Origin of the sequence: Chromobacterium sp. Beijing (assembly GCF_021496765.1) — a bacterium.
In the GTDB taxonomy this organism is placed as follows: domain Bacteria; phylum Pseudomonadota; class Gammaproteobacteria; order Burkholderiales; family Chromobacteriaceae; genus Chromobacterium.
Genome location: NZ_CP053750.1, coordinates 1,708,729 through 1,730,634 on the forward strand (window position 1 = coordinate 1,708,729; position 21,906 = coordinate 1,730,634).

At 63.6% G+C, this 21,906-nt stretch carries 18 protein-coding genes; 10 read left to right on the forward strand and 8 right to left on the reverse strand.

The genetic code is table 11. The annotated features are described in order from the left end of the window. Positions 1-244: 244 nt before the first annotated feature. Positions 245-1,711, reverse strand: a complete 1,467-nt coding sequence (locus HQN78_RS08060; protein WP_304502845.1) for an amino acid permease — start codon at positions 1,709-1,711, stop codon at positions 245-247. Here HQN78_RS08060 and HQN78_RS08065 point away from each other — a divergent pair. The 9 genes from HQN78_RS08065 to HQN78_RS08100 all read left to right on the forward strand — a co-directional run bounded on the left by HQN78_RS08065 (position 1,701) and on the right by HQN78_RS08100 (position 15,903). Further along, positions 1,701-1,901, forward strand: a complete 201-nt coding sequence (locus HQN78_RS08065) for a hypothetical protein (protein WP_235089934.1) — start codon at positions 1,701-1,703, stop codon at positions 1,899-1,901. The two genes, HQN78_RS08060 and HQN78_RS08065, sit on opposite strands and share 11 nt — an antisense overlap. 809 nt (positions 1,902-2,710) lie before the next feature. After that, a complete protein-coding gene (locus tag HQN78_RS08070; RefSeq protein WP_235088899.1) occupies positions 2,711-3,691 on the forward strand; it encodes an isocyanide synthase family protein in 981 nt (326 codons plus the stop codon). Positions 3,692-3,726: 35 nt separating this feature from the next. Continuing rightward, entirely contained in the window at positions 3,727-5,463 is a 1,737-nt protein-coding gene (locus tag HQN78_RS08075; RefSeq protein WP_235088901.1) for an L-tyrosine/L-tryptophan isonitrile synthase family protein, read from the forward strand. 61 nt (positions 5,464-5,524) lie between these two features. After that, entirely contained in the window at positions 5,525-6,778 is a 1,254-nt protein-coding gene (locus HQN78_RS08080; RefSeq protein ID WP_235088902.1) for a nucleotide disphospho-sugar-binding domain-containing protein, read from the forward strand. 163 nt (positions 6,779-6,941) lie between these two features. Continuing rightward, entirely contained in the window at positions 6,942-7,700 is a 759-nt protein-coding gene (locus HQN78_RS25495) for an efflux RND transporter periplasmic adaptor subunit (RefSeq protein WP_255701224.1), read from the forward strand. Further along, positions 7,640-8,146, forward strand: coding sequence for an efflux RND transporter periplasmic adaptor subunit (locus tag HQN78_RS25500; protein ID WP_255701225.1), 507 nt, complete (start codon positions 7,640-7,642; stop codon positions 8,144-8,146). The genes HQN78_RS25495 and HQN78_RS25500 overlap by 61 nt, the downstream gene beginning before the upstream one ends. Positions 8,147-8,161: 15 nt before the next feature. Further along, positions 8,162-11,248 (forward strand): MdtB/MuxB family multidrug efflux RND transporter permease subunit, encoded by a 3,087-nt coding sequence (locus HQN78_RS08090; protein ID WP_235088903.1) that lies wholly within the window; start codon positions 8,162-8,164, stop codon positions 11,246-11,248. Positions 11,249-11,428: 180 nt separating this feature from the next. Beyond that, positions 11,429-14,506: a multidrug efflux RND transporter permease subunit gene (locus HQN78_RS08095; RefSeq protein WP_235089772.1), complete on the forward strand. Its 3,078-nt coding sequence runs from the start codon at positions 11,429-11,431 to the stop codon at positions 14,504-14,506. A 5-nt stretch (positions 14,507-14,511) separates the two neighbouring features. Further along, the gene (locus HQN78_RS08100; RefSeq protein ID WP_235088906.1) at positions 14,512-15,903 is read left to right on the forward strand and encodes an efflux transporter outer membrane subunit; all 1,392 of its coding nucleotides are present in this window, start codon (positions 14,512-14,514) and stop codon (positions 15,901-15,903) included. A gap of 52 nt (positions 15,904-15,955) precedes the next feature. On the opposite strand, the gene HQN78_RS08105 is transcribed toward HQN78_RS08100, so the two are convergent. The 3 genes from HQN78_RS08105 to HQN78_RS08115 all read right to left on the reverse strand — a co-directional run bounded on the left by HQN78_RS08105 (position 15,956) and on the right by HQN78_RS08115 (position 18,275). After that, positions 15,956-16,216 (reverse strand): hypothetical protein, encoded by a 261-nt coding sequence (locus tag HQN78_RS08105; RefSeq protein WP_227108020.1) that lies wholly within the window; start codon positions 16,214-16,216, stop codon positions 15,956-15,958. Positions 16,217-16,838: 622 nt separating this feature from the next. Beyond that, positions 16,839-17,810: a hypothetical protein gene (locus HQN78_RS08110; protein ID WP_235088908.1), complete on the reverse strand. Its 972-nt coding sequence runs from the start codon at positions 17,808-17,810 to the stop codon at positions 16,839-16,841. A 54-nt stretch (positions 17,811-17,864) separates the two neighbouring features. Beyond that, positions 17,865-18,275 carry a CesT family type III secretion system chaperone gene (locus HQN78_RS08115; protein WP_081544576.1) on the reverse strand — a complete coding sequence of 137 codons (411 nt, stop codon included), beginning with the start codon at positions 18,273-18,275 and terminating at the stop codon, positions 17,865-17,867. Between the two features lie 273 nt (positions 18,276-18,548). Here HQN78_RS08115 and blaCRH point away from each other — a divergent pair, with 273 nt between their 5' ends. Further along, entirely contained in the window at positions 18,549-19,421 is an 873-nt protein-coding gene (blaCRH, locus tag HQN78_RS08120) for a CRH family carbapenem-hydrolyzing class A beta-lactamase (RefSeq protein ID WP_235088909.1), read from the forward strand. Between the two features lie 118 nt (positions 19,422-19,539). On the opposite strand, the gene HQN78_RS08125 is transcribed toward blaCRH, so the two are convergent. The 4 genes from HQN78_RS08125 to HQN78_RS08140 form a co-directional block, all read right to left on the reverse strand. Then, on the reverse strand, positions 19,540-20,061 hold the full coding sequence (locus HQN78_RS08125; protein ID WP_235088910.1) for a hypothetical protein: 522 nt from the start codon (positions 20,059-20,061) through the stop codon (positions 19,540-19,542). A gap of 66 nt (positions 20,062-20,127) precedes the next feature. Further along, the gene (locus HQN78_RS08130) at positions 20,128-20,397 is read right to left on the reverse strand and encodes a hypothetical protein (protein ID WP_235088911.1); all 270 of its coding nucleotides are present in this window, start codon (positions 20,395-20,397) and stop codon (positions 20,128-20,130) included. A gap of 1 nt (position 20,398) precedes the next feature. Continuing rightward, positions 20,399-20,881 carry a hypothetical protein gene (locus HQN78_RS08135; RefSeq protein WP_235088912.1) on the reverse strand — a complete coding sequence of 161 codons (483 nt, stop codon included), beginning with the start codon at positions 20,879-20,881 and terminating at the stop codon, positions 20,399-20,401. A 518-nt stretch (positions 20,882-21,399) separates the two neighbouring features. Further along, on the reverse strand, positions 21,400-21,906 hold the full coding sequence (locus tag HQN78_RS08140; RefSeq protein WP_235088913.1) for a hypothetical protein: 507 nt from the start codon (positions 21,904-21,906) through the stop codon (positions 21,400-21,402).

Genomic DNA, 21,906 nt, shown 5'->3' on the forward strand with positions numbered 1-21,906 from the left:
TCAGATCGGGAACGTCGGCGGGCGGCGCCGCGCCAGCCGCCATATTACACAATTCATCAGTATTGCAAGCCGGCTCTCGCTCGGACTGCGACGCCCCGCCCCGCTTCCAGCGCGCCGCGCGCGTCCGCGGCGCCGGCATGGGCCGGCGCCGAATCCAAAACAATCAAGCCCTTACGCAAAACAGCCCGGCATGGCCGGGCTGTTGGCGAACTGCCGCGCTAAGGCTGGCAGAATTCACAGAGGATCAGCGCGTGGCGGCGGCCAGCTTGCCGTCCTTATTCTCTTGGCGCAAAGCGCGAGCCTTGACCAGCGCCTCGCTGAAATCAATCTCTTCCAGCGCCACCATCCGGGTTTTGTGCTTGTACTTGTAGCCCAGCCACAGCGCCAGGAACAGCGGGATGCCCAGATAGGTGGCGATCACCGCGCTCCAGTCGATATGGCCGCCGATGAAGGCCTCGTAGTTCTGGCCCAGCATGATCAGCAGACACAGCGCGAAGGCGAACAGCGGCCCCAGCGGGAACCACTTGGCCTGGTAGGGCAAGTCCGCCAGATCGTGGCCCTGCTTGACGTAGCCGCGGCGGAAACGGTAGTGGCTGATGGCCACGCCCAGCCAGGCGATGAAGCCGGTCATGCCGGAAGAGTTCAGCAGCCACAGATAGACCGCGTTGGTTTCAAACAAGGAGGTCAGGAAGCACAGCGCGGCGATCACGCTGGTGGCGTACAAGGCATTGCGCGGCACGCCGTTGCTGGACAGCTCGGCAAAGCGCTTGGGCGCCATCTTGTTGCGCGCCATGGTGTACAGCATGCGGGTGGACGCGTACATGCCGGAGTTGCCGGCGGACAGGATGGCGGACAGGATCACCGCGTTCATCAGGCTGGCGGCCATGGCGAAGCCGGCGCGGTTGAACACCAGGGTGAACGGGCTGGCGCCGACATCCTTCATATCGTTCTTCAGCAGCAGCGGATCGTTGTACGGCAGGATCAGGCCGATGATCAGGATGGACAGCATGTAGAACATCAGGATGCGCCAGAAGATCTGCCGCACCGCGCGCGGGATGGTCTTGCCCGGATTGGCGGATTCGCCGGCGGCGACGCCGATCAGCTCGGTGCCCTGGAAGGAGAAGCCCACAATCATGGCCACGCCCACGAAAGCGGCCATGCCGCCCACAAACGGCCCCTGCCCCTGCTGCATCACCGACAAACCCGGCGCGATGCGCTGCGGATTGGGGTCGGTCATGATGCCGAAGATCATCAAAAAGCCGATGACGATGAAGGCGATGATGGTGGCCACCTTGAGCATCGAGCACCAGAACTCGGCCTCGCCGAAGCCCTTCACCGAGAAATAGTTGAGCACGAAGATGATCAACAGGAAGCCGGCGCTCCAGACGATGCCGGGCACCGCCGGATACCAGTAATGCATGATGATGGCGGCCGCGGCCAGCTCCACCGCCACGGTGATGGCCCAGTTGTACCAGTAGTTCCACCCTTGGGCGAAGCCGAAGGCCGGATCGACGAAGCGCGAACCGTATACCTGGAAAGAGCCGGATTCCGGCATGAAGGCGGCCATTTCGCCCAGACTGGTCATCAGGAAGTAAACCATCAGGCCGATCAGGGCGTAGGCGATCAAGGCCCCGCCGGCGCCGGCCGACGCCACGGTGGCGCCGGAGGCCAGGAACAGGCCGGTGCCAATGGAGCCGCCGATGGCGATCATCGACAGGTGGCGCGCCTGCAAGGTGCGCCTAAGCTCTTGGCTTTCTTGCTTTTTTTCCATCTCTTTGTCTCAAGTGCGCCTGCTCGGCGACATTGCTTTCGGCTCGCTGCGGCCAGCCGGCGGCCTGCTGTCGCTACGACAGGCAGTCGTAATCGAAACGCAAAAGAATGACAGCAACCACGACTGTTGACTAGTCAAACATGGCTTTGAAGCTTAAAAAACGAAAATGTCATGTTCGCAAAGGAATACCGCACCCGCTTGGATTGCGGCCCAAAGCCGGCCCAAAGCCCCGCCGGCCGGCACGGGCCGGGCCTGCGGCGGAAGACGCGGCTTTGCCCATCCGCGGCGCGGCGCTCTGAAACGCGGCGGACCTTGAGTACGACAAGTCGGCGCAACGCGGCATCCGAGGTTTGTTCGCCGCGCTTCGCCGTCGCTGCGTGCAGCATCTGTCGCGTGAATCATACAGTTTTCACCCGCCCCGCCCGCGCCGGCTCGCCGCAGGAAAGGCGCCGCGACCGCAGCGCCGCAACGTGGTTGCATGGGAAAACTCACAGTCTCCGACGGTCTCCCGTCGTTTACAAATAGGAATGAATCTCATTTGCAAAAATGACAAATAAGATCTTGTCATATAAAGACAAATTTAAATTTAATCCAAATTAAAACAAATAAGACATCACAAACCGTCACAATCGCATTTACAATTTTCACACCGCCCCATTGAATAAAAACTCACCTAAAACAAATAAAATTTCCATCCGCCTTTATTCATCCAATCCCTTCGACATATCAATATAACGATTGCTCATAACCCTATAGCGGCTAATTTGTTCGCCCGCTCCCGACATCTGCCATAGAATGGCCGCGCTAACTGAAGCTAAACCTGTTCTTTCCATCATTTTTATTTTGGTTATCACATAACGATAAGTGAAACGCCCGCGCATGAACGCGGGCCAGTCGCAATTCAATCGCTTTTGATTCCACAACCATTTGAGATAAACCATGAACGCCATTGTCGACCCTGTTTTTCACCCTTTTGGAGTTTCCGCCCCGGATCTCGCCCGGCAAATACTGGAACGGGTTTTCAAGCTGCGCCGCGTCCACCCGGAAGACCTTGCCGCGCCGGAGGACCTTGCCGCGGAAATGGCCCCTCACCTGCCCAAGATTCAGGCCGCCGTCAGCCGACGTCAGCCGCTGCAAATGATTTTGCCGGCCTTTCCCGGCAAATCGCCCAACCGCAATAAAACCCTGGGCGCCATGCCCGATCTGGCCGAACGCCACGCGCTGGATAATCTGCACCAACTCTGCCGGGACATTCAGAGCATCTACCCGCCGGGCGCTCAAGTCGCCATTTGCTCGGACGGCTATTGCTTTTCCGACGTGGTGTATATCCCGGACGCGGAAGTCGCCGCCTATATGGACGACTTGATTCGCTACGCGCGGCAACGCCATGGCGACAGCTTCCGTTTTTACGACCTGAAAGACCACTTCAGCTATATCGGCGATCTGGATTCCCAGCGCGAGGAATTGCTGATTCTTTACAGCGACTCCATCGAACAGATCAAACGCCAATGCCAGGACGAACCGGCGATGCGCGCGATGTACCAGGGCATTACCCGTTTCCTGTTCGAAGACGCGCAAGGCATGCCGCGCTTCGCCGGCCACAGCAAGACCAGCTTGCAGAAAATGGCGCGCGCCAACGCCTACCGGGTGATCCAGCGCAGCAATGCCTGGAGCCGGCTGCTGGAGCGCGCGTTTCCGGACAGCCTGCGCCTGTCCATTCATCCGCAATTCCGCGTCTCCGCCAAAATCGGCGTGCGCCTGGTGGACAGCACCGACGCCTGGCTGACGCCCTGGCACGCCGCCGCGATCAAGCACGAGCACGGCGTGATGCTGAAAAAACGCAGCGACATCGACGAGAACCAGTCCGCGCTGGTCTTTGTCGACGGCCGGCCCAGCCACTTCATCGCCACCGCCGCCTGAAGCCCCGCCTTTCATTGTTCATTTCGAGTATCGCCATGCAAAACGAACCTATTGTCGCTTCCATTGTTTCCATTCTGCTCGACGCCTTCCAGGGCGAAGCCGACCACCCGCAGCGCGAATCCTACCGCCAGGCGCTGAGCGTCCAGGTGGAAGGCTTCGTGCGCCGGCAACAGCCGCTGCAATTGCTGCTGCCGGGCTTTCCGCTGAAATCGCCCAACACCCGCGACAAGACCGCGTCCGACCGCCCCGACTACGCCGAATACGCGGCGCTGGAACGGCTGGACCGGCTGTGCCGCGCCGTCGGCCGCGTCTACCCGGCCGGTTGCGCGCTGGAATTGTTCAGCGACGGCCTGAGCTTCCACGACCTGCTGGACATCCCGCGCGACACCGCCAACGACTACCACCTGCGCCTGCGCCAGCTGCTGGCCAGCCCGGTGCTGCGCTGGCATGACTACGCCAGCGTCAGCCCCGGCTTCGACCGCCTGCGCGACCGCGCGGAAAGCGTGCTGCGCCGCTACCTGCCCGCCGCGGCCGCGGACTTCTCCCAGCCGCTGCCGGAAAACCAGGCCGGACGCCAGCCGCAATGGCTGGACCTGCTGCGCGAAGACAATGCGGCGCGCGGCATCGCCGAGGCCGAGGACTGGCCGCAGCGCGCGCGGCGCCTGGCCTGGCGCGGCATCGCGCTGGACGCGATGCTGGCCGAGCACTTCCCGGAAGCCATCCGGCTGACCATCCACCAATCCGGCGCGCCCGGCGGCAAATTCCCCATCCGCCTGTCTCCGGCCCAGGCCGAGGCGGCCTTGCCCTGGCACCGCGTCTACCTGCTGAACCTGGCCGGTCACGGCGAGCTGGTCTCCAAGCGCCAGGCGCTGGATACGCGCCGCGCCAAGGCGGTGCGCTTCGACGGGCAGCCCTGGCTCTATCTGGAACAGGCCGGCGCGGAATGGGAAGGTTGCGAGTTGTCGGTGATGCGGGCCGGCCGCTTCGGCCTGCTGATAGAAAACCGCCGTCCCGGCGCCAACTGCCTGTCTCTGCCGCGCCCGGCCTTGACCCGCTTGGCCCAGATGTTCGGCTTCGTCGCCCTGCGCGGCTTCGCCGTGGCCGACGAGGACAATCTGATCGACTTCAGCGCCCAGTTCGGCACCCCGTATATCTGGCAGTTCGGCGCGGTGCACAAGGTCAAGCCGGAGGAAGACGCCGACGGCTTCGTCCACTCCTTCGAGGAGCTGCCGCTGCACTGGGACTTGAGCATGCTGCCGGCCGACAATGCGTTCGTGCGCAAGAATCCGCGCTTCAGCGCCAGCCTGTTCGCGCTGTATTGCAAGACCGCGCCGCAGCACGGCGAAGGCCAGACCACCCTGGTGGACGCGCGCAACATCCTGCGCCAGGTGCCGGTGGCCACCCTGGCCGAATGGGAGCGGCTGGAAATCCGCTACCACACCAAGTTCACCTATTTCGGCGGCGACGCCCGCGTCTACCCGCTGGTGGAAGCCCACCCGGACACCGGCGAATCCGTGCTGCGCTTCCAGGAAAACAGCAACTCCGAACTGCAGAAGTTCTTCGTCGACGTGGAAGAGCGCGCCGACGACTATCCCAACCTGGTGCAGGAACTGCTGGAACGGGCCTATGCGCCGGAAAACCTGATCGAGCACGACTGGCACGACGGCGACCTGGCGCTGATAGACAACTACAACAGCCTGCACGGCCGCCGCGCGATGACCCGCGCCTCGCGCGGACGCGAGCTGTGGCGTGTCCAGGTCCACAAAGGCTAAGGCCCGCCCCGCGCCGTCCGGCCCGCCGGGCGGCATCGCCCCCCATCCCCCGAAAACCGCCATGAACCCACGCAAGCAGAAAATCCTCTTCGTCGGCGAGGCCGTCACCCTGGCCCATGTCGCCCGCCCCTACACCCTGGCCGCCGCGCTGCCCGCAGCGGACTACGACATCCACCTGGCCGCCGCGCCGCGCTTCGATCATATTTACCAACGCCAGGACATCCAATACCACCCGCTGATCACCAAGCGCTGCGAAGACTTTCTTGACGCCGTGGACAACGGCAAGCCGCTGTACCGGCGCGAGGAAATCATCGCCTACGTCGAAGAAGAATTGCGCCTGATCGAACGCCTGGACCCGGACATCATCGTCGGCGACTTCCGCCACTCGCTGGGCATCAGCGCCGCGCTCTCCGGCAAGCCCTTGATCAATCTGATCAACGCCTACTGGAGCCCCTACCGCCGGCCGCAGCCGCTGCCGGTGCCGGAACTGGCCAAGATCAATCTGCACCGCCTGCCCGTCATGCCCGCGCTGATGCGCTGGATCACCCCGCTGGCCACCCGGCTGCTGGCCCGCTCGCTCAACCGCGCCCGCGCCCATTACGGCCTGGCGCCCTTCGCCAACTGCTTCGAAGCCTGGAGCCACGGCGATCAAGTGCTCTACTACGATTCCCCGGAACTGGTGCCGCTGGATCCGCTGCCCGCCCACCACCGCTATCTGGGCCCGGTCACTTGGTCGCCCGGCGGCGCGCTGCCGGACTGGTGGCCGCAATTGCAAGACCGTCCCACCGTCTACCTGTCGCTGGGCTCTTCCGGCAACCTGGCCTTGCTGCCCACGCTGATTGAGCAGCTTCTGGGCGAAGGCCTGCAAGTGATCGCCAGCACCGGCCGCCGCCAGCGGCTGCCGCAACGCTCCGGCCTGTTCAGCGCCGACTTCCTGCCCGGCGAGGCCGCCGCCGCCCGCGCGGACCTGGTCATTTGCAACGGCGGCAGCCCCACCAGCTACCAGGCGCTGGAACAGGGCCGGCCGGTGATCGGCATCCCGTCCAATATGGATCAGCTGCTGGCGATGCGGCATATCGAAGCCTACGGCGCCGGCGCCACGCTGCGCCGCCGCCACATCGAAACCGGTCAGCTGCCGCCGCTGCTGCGGCGCATGCTGGCCACGCCGTCCTACCGCCAGCGCGCGCAGCAACTGGCCTGGCATTTCGCCGCAGCCCGGCCTCACCTTACATTCCGTCAAGTCTTGCAACAATTCGACATACAATCGCCGGCGCAAGCAAAGCCCGGTTCAAACACGGAGCGCATAATGCCGTAAGCATCGACCCTCAGCCTGCTGCGGCGCCATCCCTCGCCCCATCCGCGCCGGCGGTCGCCTTCGAATGATCCGGAGCGGCCCTCGCCGCTCCAAGGCCGTTTTTCTGGAGCCCCGCCGTGACCCAATCCGCCGCGCCTCGCCGCCCGTTTTACCGTTCCCCGCTGTGCTGGGCCTTGTCGTCGCGCTCGCGCTGGGCGGCGGCTGGTGGTGGTGGCAGCACGCGGCCGCGGACGCCGCCGGCCAACGCCGCGCCGCGCCGCCGGCGGCCGTGGGCGTGGCCGCCGCGCAGCGGCAAAACGTGCCCTTGCAGATCAGCGCGCTGGGCACCGTCAACTCCACCTACACCGTCACCGTGCGCAGCCGCGTGGACGGCCAGCTGGACAAACTGCATTTCGAGGAAGGCCAGCCGGTCAAACAAGGCCAGCTGCTGGCGGAACTGGACCCGCGCCCGTTCCAGGCCGCGCTGGCCCAGGCCGAAGGCCAGTTGCTGCGCGACCAGGCCTTGCTGCAAAACGCCCAGCTGGACCTGAACCGCTACCGCCAGCTGCTGGAGCAGAACTCCATCGCCAAACAACAGGTGGACACCCAGGCGGCGCTGGTGCGCCAGTACCAGGGCACGGTCAAGCTGGACCAGGGCGCGGTGGACAACGCCCGGCTGCAGCTCAGCTACAGCCGCGTCACCGCGCCGGTGTCCGGCCGCGCCGGCCTGCGTCAGGTGGACCCGGGCAACATCGTCCACGCCAGCGACGCCAACGGCCTGGTGGTGATCACCCAAACCCAGCCCATCAACGTGCTGTTCTCGGTGCCGGAAGTCAGCCTGGGCCGGTATTGCGGGCCAGCCGCGCCAAGCCCGGCCTCGCGGTGGAAGCCTGGGACCGCGACAACCGCAACAAGCTGGCCGACGGCGCGCTGCTGGCCATAGACAACCAGCTCAACACCAGCACCGGCACCGTCAACCTCAAAGCCCGCTTCGCCAACGCCAACGAGGCCCTGTTCCCCAATCAATTCGTCAATGTGCGCCTGAGCCTGGGCGAGCAGGAAAACGCCGTCACCGTACCGGCCGCCGCGGTGCAGCTGGGCAAGGCGGGCAGCTACGTCTACACCGTCAACGCCGACAGCAGCGTCAGCCTGAACAAGATCAGCGCCGGCGCGCGCGTCGGCGACATCGTCATCGTCGAGCAAGGCCTGCAGCCCGGCCAGCGCGTGGTGGTGGACGGCCTGGACAAGCTGCGCGACGGCGCCAAGGTCACCGTGGTGGACCGCGCCGCGCAAAACCGCCAGGCCGCCCAGGGCGCGGGCAAAAACGGGCGCCACAAGCGCGACGGCAGCGGCCCGGCCGGCAAACGCCGCGCCTCGGCGGCGCAGTAAGCGCGGAGAGACGGCATGAACCCCTCGCGCCTGTTCATCCAGCGGCCGGTGGCCACCACCTTGCTGATGGTCGCCATCCTGCTGACCGGCCTCGCCGCCTGGCGCATGCTGGCGGTGTCCGCCTTGCCGGAGGTGGACTATCCCACCATCCAGGTGGTCACCCAATACCCGGGCGCCAGCCCGGAGGTGATCACCTCTTCCATCACCGCGCCCTTGGAGCGCCAGTTCGGCCAGATGCCCGGCCTGTCGCAAATGTCGTCCACCAGCTCCGGCGGCGCTTCGGTGATTACCTTGCAGTTCGGCCTGGAACTGGGCCTGGACGTGGCCGAGCAAGAAGTGCAGGCGGCGATCAACGCCGCCGGCAATCTGCTGCCCTCCGATCTGCCCAATCCGCCGGTGTACAGCAAGGTCAATCCGGCGGACACCCCCATCATGACCATCGCCGTCACCTCGCCCACGCTGCAGCTGACCAAGCTGGAGGATCTGGTCGACACCCGGCTGGCGCAGAAGCTGTCGCAAGTGCCCGGCGTGGGCCTGGTCAGCATCAGCGGCGGCCAGCGCCCCGCGGTGCGCATCCAGACCAATCCGCGCCAGCTGGCCTCGCTGGGCCTGACGCTGGAAGACGTGCGCACCGCCATCGCCAGCGCCAACGTCAACCAGGCCAAGGGCAGCTTCGACGGCCCGCGCCAGGCCTCCACCATAGACGGCAACGACCAGCTTAAGTCCGCCGACGAATACCGCGGCGTCGTCATCGCCTACCGCAACGGCGCGCCCATCCGCCTGTCCGACGTGGCCCAGGTGGTGGATTCGGCGGAAAACACCCGCCTGGCCGCCTGGGCCGGCGCCACCCCGGCCATCATTCTCAATGTGCAGCGCCAGCCCGGCGCCAACGTGATCCAGGTGGCGGACCGCATCAAGACCCTGCTGCCGCAGCTGCGCGACGCCCTGCCCGGCGCGGTGGACGTCAAGGTGCTGAGCGACCGCACCGTGACCATACGCGCCTCGGTGGCGGACGTGGAGTTCGAGCTGATGCTGGCCATCGCCCTGGTGGTGATGGTCATCTTCCTGTTCCTGCGCAATGTGCCGGCCACCGTCATCCCCGCGGTGGCGGTGCCGCTGTCCCTGGTGGGCACCTTCGGCGTGATGTATCTGGCCGGCTTCTCCATCAACAATCTCACCTTGATGGCGCTGACCATCGCCACCGGCTTCGTCGTGGACGACGCCATCGTGATGATAGAAAACATCGCGCGCTACATCGAAGACGGCGAAACGCCGATGGCCGCGGCGCTGAAAGGCTCCAAGCAGATCGGCTTCACCATCATCTCGCTGACCATCTCGCTGATCGCCGTGCTGATTCCGCTCTTGTTCATGGGCGACGTGGTGGGCCGGCTGTTCCGAGAATTCGCCGTCACCCTGGCGGTGTCCATCCTGATCTCGGCTTTCATCTCGCTGACGCTGACGCCGATGATGTGCGCGCGCCTGCTCAAACACGTGCCGGAAGACAAGCAAGGCCGCTTCTACCACGCCAGCGGCCGCTTCTTCGACCGGGTGATCGCCCGCTACGGCCGCATGCTCAGCTGGGTGCTGGAGCGGCAGACGCTAACCCTGCTGGTGGCGCTGGCCACCGTGGCGCTGACCGCCGCGCTCTACCTGGCCATGCCCAAGGGCTTCTTCCCGCTGCAAGACACCGGCGCCATCCAGGGCGTCAGCGAGGCCTCGCAATCCATCTCCTTCAGCGCCATGGCGCGCCGGCAGGAAGCCTTGGCCCAGCGTCTGCTCAAAGACCCGGCGGTGGACAGCCTGTCCTCCTTCATCGGCGTGGACGGCAACAACGCCACGCTCAACAACGGCCGGCTGCTGATCAACCTCAAGCCCAAGGCGGAGCGCGACGACATCCGCACCGTGCTCGCCCGGCTGCAAAGCCAGGCCGACGCGCTGCCGGGCATGGCGCTCTACCTGCAGCCGGTGCAGGACCTGACCATAGATTCCCGCGTCAGCCGCACCCAATACCAGTTCACCCTGCAAGCCACCAGCGCCGAGGACCTGTCCGCCTGGACGCCCAAGCTGGTGGAGACGCTGCGCCGGCTGCCGCAGCTGGCCGACGTGGCCAGCGATTTGCAGGACCAGGGCCTGCAGGCCTACGTCAACATCAACCGCGACACCGCCGCGCGCCTGGGCGTCAGCACCGCCGCCATCGACAACGCGCTCTACGACGCCTTCGGCCAGCGGCTGATCTCCACCATTTTCACCCAGACCAATCAATACCGCGTGGTGCTGGAAGTGGACCCGCAGCACCAGCAAGACCCGCTGTCGCTGAAAAGCCTGTACGTGCCCACCGCCAACGGCGGGCCGGTGCCGCTGGACGCGGTGGCCAGCATAGAGGAGCGCCCCGCCGCGCTCGCCGTCAACCACCTGGGGCAATTCCCCACCGCCACCGTGTCCTTCAATCTGGCCCCCGGCGCCTCCCTGGGCGCGGCGGTGGACGCCATCCGCCAGGCCGAGGCCGAACTGGGCCTGCCGGCCAGCATAGACACCAAGTTCCAGGGCGCGGCGCTGGCCTTCCAGGCCTCGCTGTCCAACACCCTGTGGCTGATCCTGGCCGCCATCGTCACCATGTACATCGTGCTGGGCGTGCTGTACGAAAGCTATATTCATCCCATCACGATTCTCTCCACCCTGCCCTCGGCCGGCATCGGCGCGCTGCTGGCCTTGCTGCTATCCGGCAACGATCTATCGGTCATCGCCATCATCGGCATCATTCTGCTGATCGGCATCGTCAAGAAAAACGCCATCATGATGATAGATTTCGCGCTGGAGGCCGAGCGAGAGCGCGGCATGAGCCCGCGCGACGCCATCTACCAGGCCTGCCTGCTGCGCTTCCGCCCCATCCTGATGACCACGCTGGCCGCGCTGCTGGGCGCGCTGCCGCTGATGCTGGGCGGCGGCATGGGTTCCGAGCTGCGCCAGCCGCTGGGCGTGGCCATGGTGGGCGGCCTGCTGCTCAGCCAGGTGCTGACCCTGTTCACCACCCCGGTGATCTACCTGGCCTTTGACCGGCTGGGCAAACGCTTTGGCGCCAAGACGGCGGAGGCGGAAGCATGATTTTTATTCGCCACGGAAGCACACGGAAAAACACGGAATTCCGTGACATTTCCGACATGATCGCCCTTAGCCAAACAACGCTAACCGCCATCAAGCTCTTGCATGACTGGTTTTTGTCCGTGTCCTTCCGTGTGTTTCCGTGGCCGATGAGGATTTTCTCGTGATCCCCTCCGCCCCTTCATCCGCCGCCCGGTGGCCACCACTCTGCTGACCCTGGCCATCCTGCTGGCCGGCTTGCTGGCCTTCAAGCTGCTGCCGGTGTCGCCGCTGCCGCAGGTGGACTTCCCCACCATCTCCGTCAGCGCACGCCTGCCCGGCGCCAGCCCGGAAACCATGGCCGCCACCGTGGCCACCCCGCTGGAACGGGCGCTGGGCCGCATCGCCGGCGTCACCGAAATGACCTCGTCCAGCTCCCTGGGCTCCACCCGCGTCACCTTGCAGTTTGAGCTGGACCGCGACATCGACGGCGCCGCGCGCGACGTGCAGGCGGCCATCAACGCCGCCCGCTCCCTGCTGCCCACCGGCATGCCGTCCAACCCCACCTATCGCAAGGTCAACCCCGCCGACGCGCCCATCATGATCATCGCGCTGACCTCGGACAGCCTGAGCCGCGGCCAGATGTACGACGCCGCCGACACCATACTCGGCCAGAAGCTGGCCCAGGTGGAGGGCATAGGCGACGTCAACGTGGGCGGCGGCGCGCAGCCGGCGGTGCGGGTGGAGCTGAACCCGCGCCAGCTCAACCACTACGGCATCGGCATGGAAACCGTGCGCGGCGCCATCGCCGGCACCAACGCCAACCGGCCCAAGGGCTTTCTGGAAAACGACGAGCGCCACTGGCAGGTGCAGGCCAACGACCAGGCCACCAAGGCCAGCGACTACCTGCCGCTGATCGTCAGCTACAAAAACGGCGCCGCGGTGCGCATCGCCGACGTGGCCGAGGTCAAGGACTCCGTGGTGGACCTACGCAACGCCGGCCTCCTGGGCCGGCAGCCGGCGGTGATGCTGATGCTGTTCCGCCAGCCCGGCGCCAACATCATCGAAACCATAGACCGGGTCAAGGCGCTGCTGCCGCAGCTGCAAGCCTCCATCCCCGCCGCCATCAACATGCAGGTGGTGATGGACCGCAGCCCCACCATCCGCGCCTCGCTGCAGGAAGTGGAGCGCTCGCTGCTGATCTCGGTGGCCCTGGTCATCCTGGTGGTCTTCCTGTTCCTGCGCAACGGCCGCGCCACCGCCATCCCCGCCATCACCGTGCCTGTGTCCCTGGTGGGCGCCTTCTCCGTGATGTACCTGGCCGGCTTCTCCCTCAACAACCTCAGCCTGATGGCGCTGACCATCGCCACCGGCTTCGTCGTCGACGACACCATCGTGGTGCTGGAAAACATCGCCCGCCACATCGAAGACGGCATGAAACCGATGCAAGCCGCCTTGCGCGGCGCGCGCGAAGTGGGCTTCACCGTGCTGTCCATGAGCGTCTCGCTGATCGCCGTCTTCATTCCCATCCTGCTGATGGGCGGCGTGATCGGCCGGCTGTTCCGCGAATTCGCCGTCACCCTGTCCGTGGCCATCCTGGTGTCGCTGCTGGTCTCGCTGACCACCACGCCCATGCTCTGCGCGCGCTGGCTCAAACCACGCGAAGAACGGCCTCCCGGCCGGCTGTTTCAATGGAGCGAACGCGTCTTCGACGCCATGCTGGACGGCTACCGCCGCAGCCTGGACTGGGCCTTGCGCCACGGCCCGCTGATGATGCTGATCCTGGCCGCCACCATAGGCCTCAACGTCTACCTCTATCTGGCGGTGCCCAAGGGCTTCTTCCCGCAACAAGACACCGGCCGGCTCAACGGCATGATACGCGCGGACCAGAACATCTCCTTCCAGGCCATGCAGCAAAAGCTGCAGCGCTTCATCACCGTGGTCAGCCAAGACCCGGCGGTGGACGCCGTGCTCGGCTTCACCGGCGGCGGCCAACGCAATAGCGCCAATATGTTCGTCAGCCTCAAGCCGCTGAGCCAACGCGGAGAAAGCTCGGACCAAGTCATTGCCCGGCTGCGCAAAACCCTGGCGCGCGAACCCGGCGCCCAGCTCTTTTTGCAGGCGGTGCAGGACATCCGCATCGGCGGCCGTTCCAGCAACGCCCAATACCAATACACCCTGCAAGGCGATGATCTGGCCGAACTGCGCGAATGGACGCCCAAGGTGCAGCAAGCGCTGATGAAGCTGCCCATGCTGGCCGACGTCAACACCGACCAGGAAGTCAAAGGCCTGCAAACCACCCTGGTTTTCGACCGCGACGCCATGGCGCGGCTGGGCCTGACCCAGGCCCAGGTGGACGCCGCGCTCAACGACGCCTTCGGCCAGCGCCAGGTATCCACCATCTACAACGCGCTCAACCAATACCGCGTGGTGATGGAAGTGGCGCCGCAATACTGGCAAGGCCCGGACGGCCTGGACAGCATCTTCCTGCAAACGCCGGGCGGCCAGCCCACCCCGCTGTCCGCCGTCGCCCGCTGGGCGCCCGGCAACACCGCGCTGTCGGTCAACCACCAAAGCCAGTTCGCCGCCGCCACCGTCTCCTTCAATCTGCCGCCGGGCGCCGCGCTGTCCGACGCCACCGACGCCATCAACCAGGCGCTGGCCGGCGTCGGCCTGCCCAGCAGCATTCACGGCAGCTTCCAGGGCAGCGCCAAAACTTTCCAGGCCTCGCTGGACAGCCAGCCGCTGCTGATCCTGGCCGCGCTGATCGCCGTCTACATCGTGCTGGGCATGCTGTACGAAAGCGTGGTGCACCCGGTCACCATTCTCTCCACCCTGCCCTCCGCCGGCGTCGGCGCGCTGCTGGCCATCATCGCCACCGGCGGCGAATTCAACGTCATCGCGCTGATAGGCGTGCTGCTGCTGATCGGCATCGTCAAAAAGAACGCCATCATGATGATAGACTTCGCGCTCAACGCCGAGCGCGAACAGCAGATGACGCCGGAACAGGCGATACGCCAGGCCTGCCTGCTGCGCTTCCGCCCCATCATGATGACCACGCTGGCCGCGCTGTTCGGCGCGCTGCCGCTGGCCCTGGGCCGCGGCGACGGCGCCGAGCTGCGCACCCCGCTGGGCATCTCCATCGTCGGCGGCCTGCTGCTCAGCCAGCTGCTGACCCTGTACACCACCCCCGTCGTTTACCTGTATCTGGACCGCTTCCGGCTGTGGTGCCGCCGCTGGCGGCCCGCGCGCGCCGCGCTGAACCGCGGAGCCGAGGAATGAAACCCATGAAAACACAAAGCCTTACGCTGGCCTGCGCGCTGTTGCTGGCCGGCTGCGCGCTGGGCCCGGACTACGCCAAGCCCAAGCTGGACGTGCCGGCTGCATACAAAGAGGACGGCCGCTGGAAAAGCGCCCAGCCGCAAGATGCAGTGCCTCGCGGCGACTGGTGGCGCATCTACCAAGACCCGCGGCTGGACCAGTTGATGGACACCCTGAACCGGCAAAGCCCAGGCATCGCCCAGGCCGAAGCCCAATACCGCCAGGCCCAGGCCTTGCTGAAGCAGGCCGAAGCCGGGCTCTTTCCCAGCCTGGGCCTCAGCGCCGGCCAAAGCCGCGGCGTCAGTTCCCCCGGCCAGGCCACGTCCACCAGCTATAACCTGAGCGCCAACGCCAGCTGGGAGCTGGACCTGTGGGGCGGCCTGCGCCGCTCCGTGGAAGCCGGCTCCGCCAAAGCCCAAGCCAGCGCCGCGCAACTGGCGGCGATACGCCTCAGCGCCCAGGCGCAGCTGGCCACCGCCTATCTGCAAATCAGCGTCGCCGACCTGCAACTGCGGCAACTGCAAGCCAATGAACAAGCGCTGGCGGAAACGCTGAAGCTGACCCGCAATCAATACCAGGCCGGCATTGTTTCCGACGCCAACGTGGCCCAGGCCGAAAGCCAATGGCAAAGCGCCCAGGCGCAGCGGGCGGACAAACAGCTAACCCGCGCCCAGCTGGAACACGCCATCGCCGCCGCGCTGGGGCAGACACCGGCCAGCTTCAGCCTGCCGGCGCCCGGCGCCGAACCGCGCTTGCCCAGCATCCCCGCCGGCCTGCCCTCGCAACTGCTGGAACGCCGCCCGGACATCGCCGCCGCCGAACGCGCGGTGGCGCAGGCCAACGCCGAAATCGGCGTCGCCCAGGCCGCCTTCTTCCCCACCCTCACCCTGTCCGCCAGCGGCGGCTATCGCGGTGCCAGCTTCGCCGACTGGGTCAGCCTGCCCAACCGCGTCTGGTCGCTGGGCCCGGCGCTGGCGCTCAGCCTGTTCGACGCCGGCCTGCGCAGCGCCCAGAAAGAGCAAGCCGTCGCCGCCTACGACGCCAGCGTCGCCGGCTACCGCCTGACCGTGCTGTCCGCCTTCCAGAGCGTGGAAGACAATCTGGCCGCGCAAAGACTGCTGGGCGAGGAAGCCGCCTCGCAACAGGCCGCGCTGGACGCCGCCCGGCGCGCGGAAACCATCGCGCTGAACCAGTACCGCGCCGGCACCGTCAGCTATCTCAATGTCTTAAGCGCGCAAAGCGGCCGCATCAACGCGGAAAGCACGCTGTGGAACGTGAAGAACCGGCAATACGCCGGCAGCGTGGCGCTGATCGCCGCGCTGGGCGGCGGCTGGCAGGTGCCGACGCCGGCCCCATAGCGAGCGGCGGCGCCTAGGGCGGGAGATTGCAAGACTCGCGGAGCGCCCCCTCTCACCCCTCATCGCTCAAAGCCGTGGCCGCCTCCTCACGCACATTGTCCAGCATGCCGTGGTAGTCCTCCATCGCCCAACGCACCAGCCGGCACAGCCCGGCAATCGGCACACCGTCCTCGGCATCCAGACTCAGGCACAAGCGCTCCGCCGCCTCCACGGCGGGGATCACCAGGTCCAAAGCCTCCAGCCCCAGCTGGCTCGCGTCCAGCACGCGGCCCAGCAACTGCCGGCGCTCGTCTACCTCGCATAGGGCGTTCATAGCCGCGCCTCCTGTGGCCAGGACAGCGGATCAAGAGAAAAACGGGGAGAAAAAAGGAAGGATCGCATCGCGGCCTCCAAGTCGTTTCCTGAGAGAAGGCCCGCTCGAGCGGCAGGTTTGAGCAGGCTCGTGACAAGGGTAGAAGACCGGTTCACTCGACCAAAGACCGGTAGCCCGTTAAGGCTCCCTGCCACGGCCCGCCCAGGATGGGCATGCATGGCAGCAGACGTAGAAGTGCCAAAGCGGACACCTCCTGTCTGCGATCAAGTGACTCTGGGCTTCTACTCCCGGCGCGGCGTGATTGGGCGCAGCGCGAGCCACAGGGTACTGAGCCGGGCAAGCAGCGTCAAGGCGCCGGCGTCTCGGGCGGAAAGAAAGCCAAACGGCGTGCTTCCCATGCGGGAGCACGCCGTTTCCACCGCCACCCATCAGGCGGATGGGCCATGGCTAACAAAACTCAGTTTTACGACCTAGGCAAGTCGGCGCAACGCAGCATCAGGCGTTTTGTCAGCCGTTCTTAGAACCGCTAACAAAACCGAGCAGCGTACCTGAGCCAAGGCGCGCCGACGCAGGCAGTACAAGTAGTACGGCAAGGAGGCGCAACGCAGGATCAGGGGTTTTGTTAGCGGGTCTTATTGAACCAGCCCGCCATCTGCAGCTTTTTGACGTTGACATTGCGCGCCGGGCTGTCCTTGCCCAACACCTGATCGAACTCGCGCATCGCCGCCAGATAATCGCCCTTCAAAGGCTCCGGCACAAAGCGATAACCGCCCTTGACGTAGTCATGCACGATCTCGCTCATCACGCTGCGGCACACCGCGCCGCGCTCGCCCGTCTTGAACATCAGGCCGAAATCCACCGGCACCACCTTGCCGCCCTCGGTTTTGACGAAATTGGCCGACGACGGGTCCCCCATCATGAAGCCCAGGCGGAACAAGTCGCCCACCGCGCCCTTCACCTCCTCCGTGGTCGGCGTCGAGCCGGCGATAAAGGGCATCGCCAGCGTATCGCCCTGCATCCGCGCCTCCGGCAAGGCCCGCTGGCTGGCCTTGAGATGGCTATTGCACATCGCCAGCTCATGAGCGACGGCGCCCTTGTCCATCGCCTTGAAGGATTTGACCACCATATCGCCGGCCTGCTGCACTCGGCCGCGAGAGCCGGCGGCGCTGAAACCCTTGCCGACGCCATCGGCCTCGGCGCGCGGCGCGGACTGAACCGGCCGCTTCTCCGCCACTGAAGCGGTCTCGTCGGCAAAACGCAAACGGCGGGTACGGCTAGCGGCAGCCGGCTCATCCGCCTGCGGCTCGGCGCGACGGCCATTGGAGACGGTATTCAGGCTGGTGATCAGATCGACCAGGCGGAAACGGCGCGACCCCGACTCCGCCTGCTGCGGGTCCAGCTGGCGCAGAAACTCGCTGGCGCGTCGGGTCTGATCCGGATGCAGCAAATAAGAACGGCCGGTATACAGCACCAAAGTGCCGTCCTTGCGCATGCCGATACGCGCCTTGTCGGCGTTCACATCGGCGCAGCTCTCGCGCAAAGCCTGGGCGGAGTGCAGCCCGCGCATGGGGATATGGGTGGAAATCGTGCTCATGAGTGTCCTTTTCTTAGGAGTTTGCCCATCAGGGCTTATAGGCGGAACAAGGGTTTAACAAACGACAAGTTCGTCCACCGCCGACAACAACTCTTCGGCGCAGACAATCACGGCGTCCAGGGCGGACGCCATCGACGGCAAATCGCAGCCCTGGCACGGCAAACGCAACCAGCAGCCCAACCGCTCGTCCTGATCCAGGCTGACCACCGGCTGCCAGGCTTGAATCGCCAGCTGATTGCGGCGCAAGGCCTGCGCCAACACGGCGGGACCGGGCGACGGCAAGGCGTCGCCAAGGTCCGCCTGCATGAACCAGCTATCCTGATCGAGGCAGACAAAATGGAGGGAGAAGCGCTGCTCCAACTGCAGACTGAGCACCTCCTGATCCGCGGCCAGTTCCGGCGCGTCAAAACCCAGGTGTTGCAACAGCTCCGCGACGCAGCGATGAAAAGCGATCAGGTCCGGCATGAAAATCCTACAAGCGAAATGGCGAATGCCGCTTTATACCTTCGCCGGTGCGCGGCGCACTTCCAGAATTCGCCCAAGCGCGCCGCCTGCGCCGGCATGACGCAGCCCCTCCTCAGACGGCCCCGCGCCTGATTACGCCCGGCGGCGACACCCCGCCTCACCGCTGCCGCCGGCGCAAAAAGTTACAGACGTTACAGTTTGCGCGATTTACAGCCCAAGCCTTCGCCATCAGGATAGCGCCACACTTTCCCACCAGACAGAAGGACCCAAACCATGTTCAAGCATCTGATTTTATTCGCATCGCTAGCCGCGCCGCTGACCCAGGCCGTCGCCGCGGACCCGCTCGCCGTCGCCGCCGACAAGCTGGCCAAACTGGAGCGCGATTTTGGCGGCAGCATCGGCGTCTACGCCATCGACACCGGTTCCGGCGCCACCGTGGCCAATCGTCCCAACGAACGCTTTCCCATGTGCAGCTCTTTCAAAGGCTTTCTGGCGGCGGGGGTGCTGGCGCAGAGCCAAGCAAAACCGGGCCTGCTGGACAAACGCATCCGCTACAGCAAGACGACTCTGCCTAATTGGTCCCCGATTACCACCAAACATCAGGCAAGCGGCATGACCGTGGCCGAACTCAACGCCGCCTCCGTGCAATACAGCGACAACGGCGCGGCCAATCTGCTGCTCGAGGAAATCAACGGCCCCGCCGCCCTGACCGCCTTCATGCGCTCCATCGGCGACGCCAGCTTCCGCCTGGACCGCCGGGAGCCGGAACTGAACTCCGCCATCCCCGGCGACCCGCGCGACACCTCCACCCCCAAGGCAGTGGCGGAAAGCATGCAAAAACTGGCGCTGGACAAGGCGCTGCCGGAACCGCAGCGCCAACAGCTGGCGAACTGGCTGAAAGGCAACACCACCGGCAACGCCAGAATCCGCGCCGCAGTGCCGGCCGGCTGGGAAGTGGGCGACAAAACCGGCACCTGCGGCGTCTACGGCACCGCCAACGACTTCGCAGTGATCTGGCCGCCCAAACGCGCGCCCATCGTGCTGGCGGTTTACACCAAGCACGCCAAGAAAGAAGCCAAGCACAGCGACGAGGTGATCGCCGCCGCGGCGCGGGCGGCGTTGGAAGCGTTCAACGTGAAGAAATAAGGCGGGATGAGGCGCGGCCGAGGGGCCGCGTTGATTGGAAAGGCCAGTGGGCCGGATGACAATTCTAATAGATATCGGCATGGGGTGGGCAAGCCAAATGACTTGCTCATCCTACTTGCTAAGCTAGCGCTGTATAACGCTCATCAGTGATATGCATGCCTACAGCACGAAGCAACTCTCTGAAAGCATCAATTCGCTCCGGGAACATAGCAATATGCAGCACAATAGTTGCCGTTGACCCCTTCCGTTGATAACCCCACCACCGCCATCCTCGATCACGAATGGCATCAAGCCAAGAGAAAAATTCCCACGGCAAAGAATCCCAATCTTGAGGAGAAGTGACTGAAAGTAGTTTATCTGTTTGCTCCTTTGAAAGCTCAGGTACTTCATGCTTCAGCCAATCGGGAAGCATCGCTTTCCACTCATCATCAGATGGCCAACTTCCCACGGAATTTTCAGCAACGGCTCTGACAATGCTCAGCAACCTTTCCATAGCACTTACAGAATCGCCCCCTAGGTCAACATCAAATTCCCACGGATTAGAGGGCATTGAGTCAAGCCCTCTTTTTAGCCTAACCCTGTCAAGCTCAATTTTATTTTCCAATTTCTCCAGCGCCCTTTCTGAAAAACCAGAAGCCACACTATGCTAACCATGCAAAAGACTGTTGATCAACCAGGCGAAATATACCTGATGAGGATATAGTCATCATGCCCCATAAACAGTAGCAGCCAGCAGCATCTCTGCAGCCATCTTCCAAGTAATTTCTTCTACATCCACAACTTCACCCATATTCTTATAATATCCACTCATATCCCTTGAAAACCCAGAAAGCCCTGCAAGAAATTGATCAAGGGTAAGATTCTGCCACTCATCGCCATTGTTTTTATGATCTTGATTCAGGCATTCAACAAATCGAATAAAATCCGCCCTTGAGACCACCGCCTTTGCACATTCATACAATTCATCACCAGTCATTCTACTTACCTCTACGAATAGAAATGGAAACACCATCATTTTCCGTACTAAACTTAAACAACTCTCGCTTTGGAACTACGTCTAACTTCTCATACGGAACATTAATTCCCGCCTGTTCAAAACCATATAAACGGCGATTATCCAGCGTAAAGATCTTCCCACTTCGTTCCACAATTCGAATCGGGGCAATAGCATTAGGTTCAATTCTTCCTGCCTTAAGCTCTCCAATGAAATCATCCACAGAACCATATGGAGGTTTAAAATATGCACTAGCGTTATTTTGACTGTACCGCACAACTCTAGGATCAATCATTCCTGCTCTTGGAAGATCTGCAAACTCCGATAACGATAAATAAGGAGGTCTTAGACTGCTGCCCTCCGGCACCGCATACATCCTCAGCCCCGGTGTACTCTGCTCCGCCAAGCGATCCAGTCTCGGCCCAAACGCTTCCACAGCATCCCGTGCCAGCAAACGCGTGCCCATACCTGCTTCAACGCTCAGACTGGACCCTCGTAGCAAACGTGACCCTGGCGCCCAAGACAGCAAGGCATTGCCGGCCAATGCGCCTGCCTGCTCCGCGCTCAGTTTCCCAGGATTTCGCATAATACATCAGCTCGCCCGCCGCTTACCGCAAACCACAATGCAAATACAGAAACTGGCTTGAGCCTTATGAACGACCAAAGCTCCGGGAGGGGCTTTTGGTGAGGCTTGGGCTTATAAGTTACGGCGCGGCCTAAAGGTAGTGTTGCCAAGCTACCGCGTGGGCAAGCCTTGTGGCTTGCCCCCCTACTTGCTAAAGAGTTATTGATACCTTTAGCTGAGCTAGTAGCCGAAGCGGCCCTATAAAATCAGCTTACCCAGGCACGGCGACTCTAGTAGCTCCCGTGTTGTGAGCAACAATCGGCGCATCCCCTATGGGAATACGCCGATCTTCGATAGCAAGTCATGATCAGGTAGTGTTGCTCGTTCAACTCACGGGCATGACCTCCGGTCAGCCCGCCCTACCTAACTTTGTCAATATCAGCCAAAATCGCTTGCAATCGTTCGAGACTCAATGCGGACAGATGTACGTCAAACGCAGGGGACTTGTGCTCAAGCACTAGTTGCCCATCGGCTTTTACATGCAATACCTGCATACCTAAGGAGACTGATGCACCAGGTGCAATAACTCTCAGCCTATCCAAGGCTGCGAGTGGAATGCTAATTTCGCAAAAATCCTCGAAGTCAAGAACTTCAATTCGACCTTCATCAAGACGATTCCGTAAAGTCACATTTCCATTCCTGGAAATATGAGGAGCAGACTCAGAATGGCGCGCAACACTTTCCGCAATCTGAGCCAAAGACGCCCCTATATTTCGAGAATTATCCGCCACCAACAAGCATGACGTATGCAAAACCCCCTTTATGTCAGCTAATGCATGATTTGGTGGCAGCCTAGGAAAGTAAAATCTAGGTTGACCACTTAAGATTTCAGACTGACACAGCTCACAAATTTGATTGTTACTCAT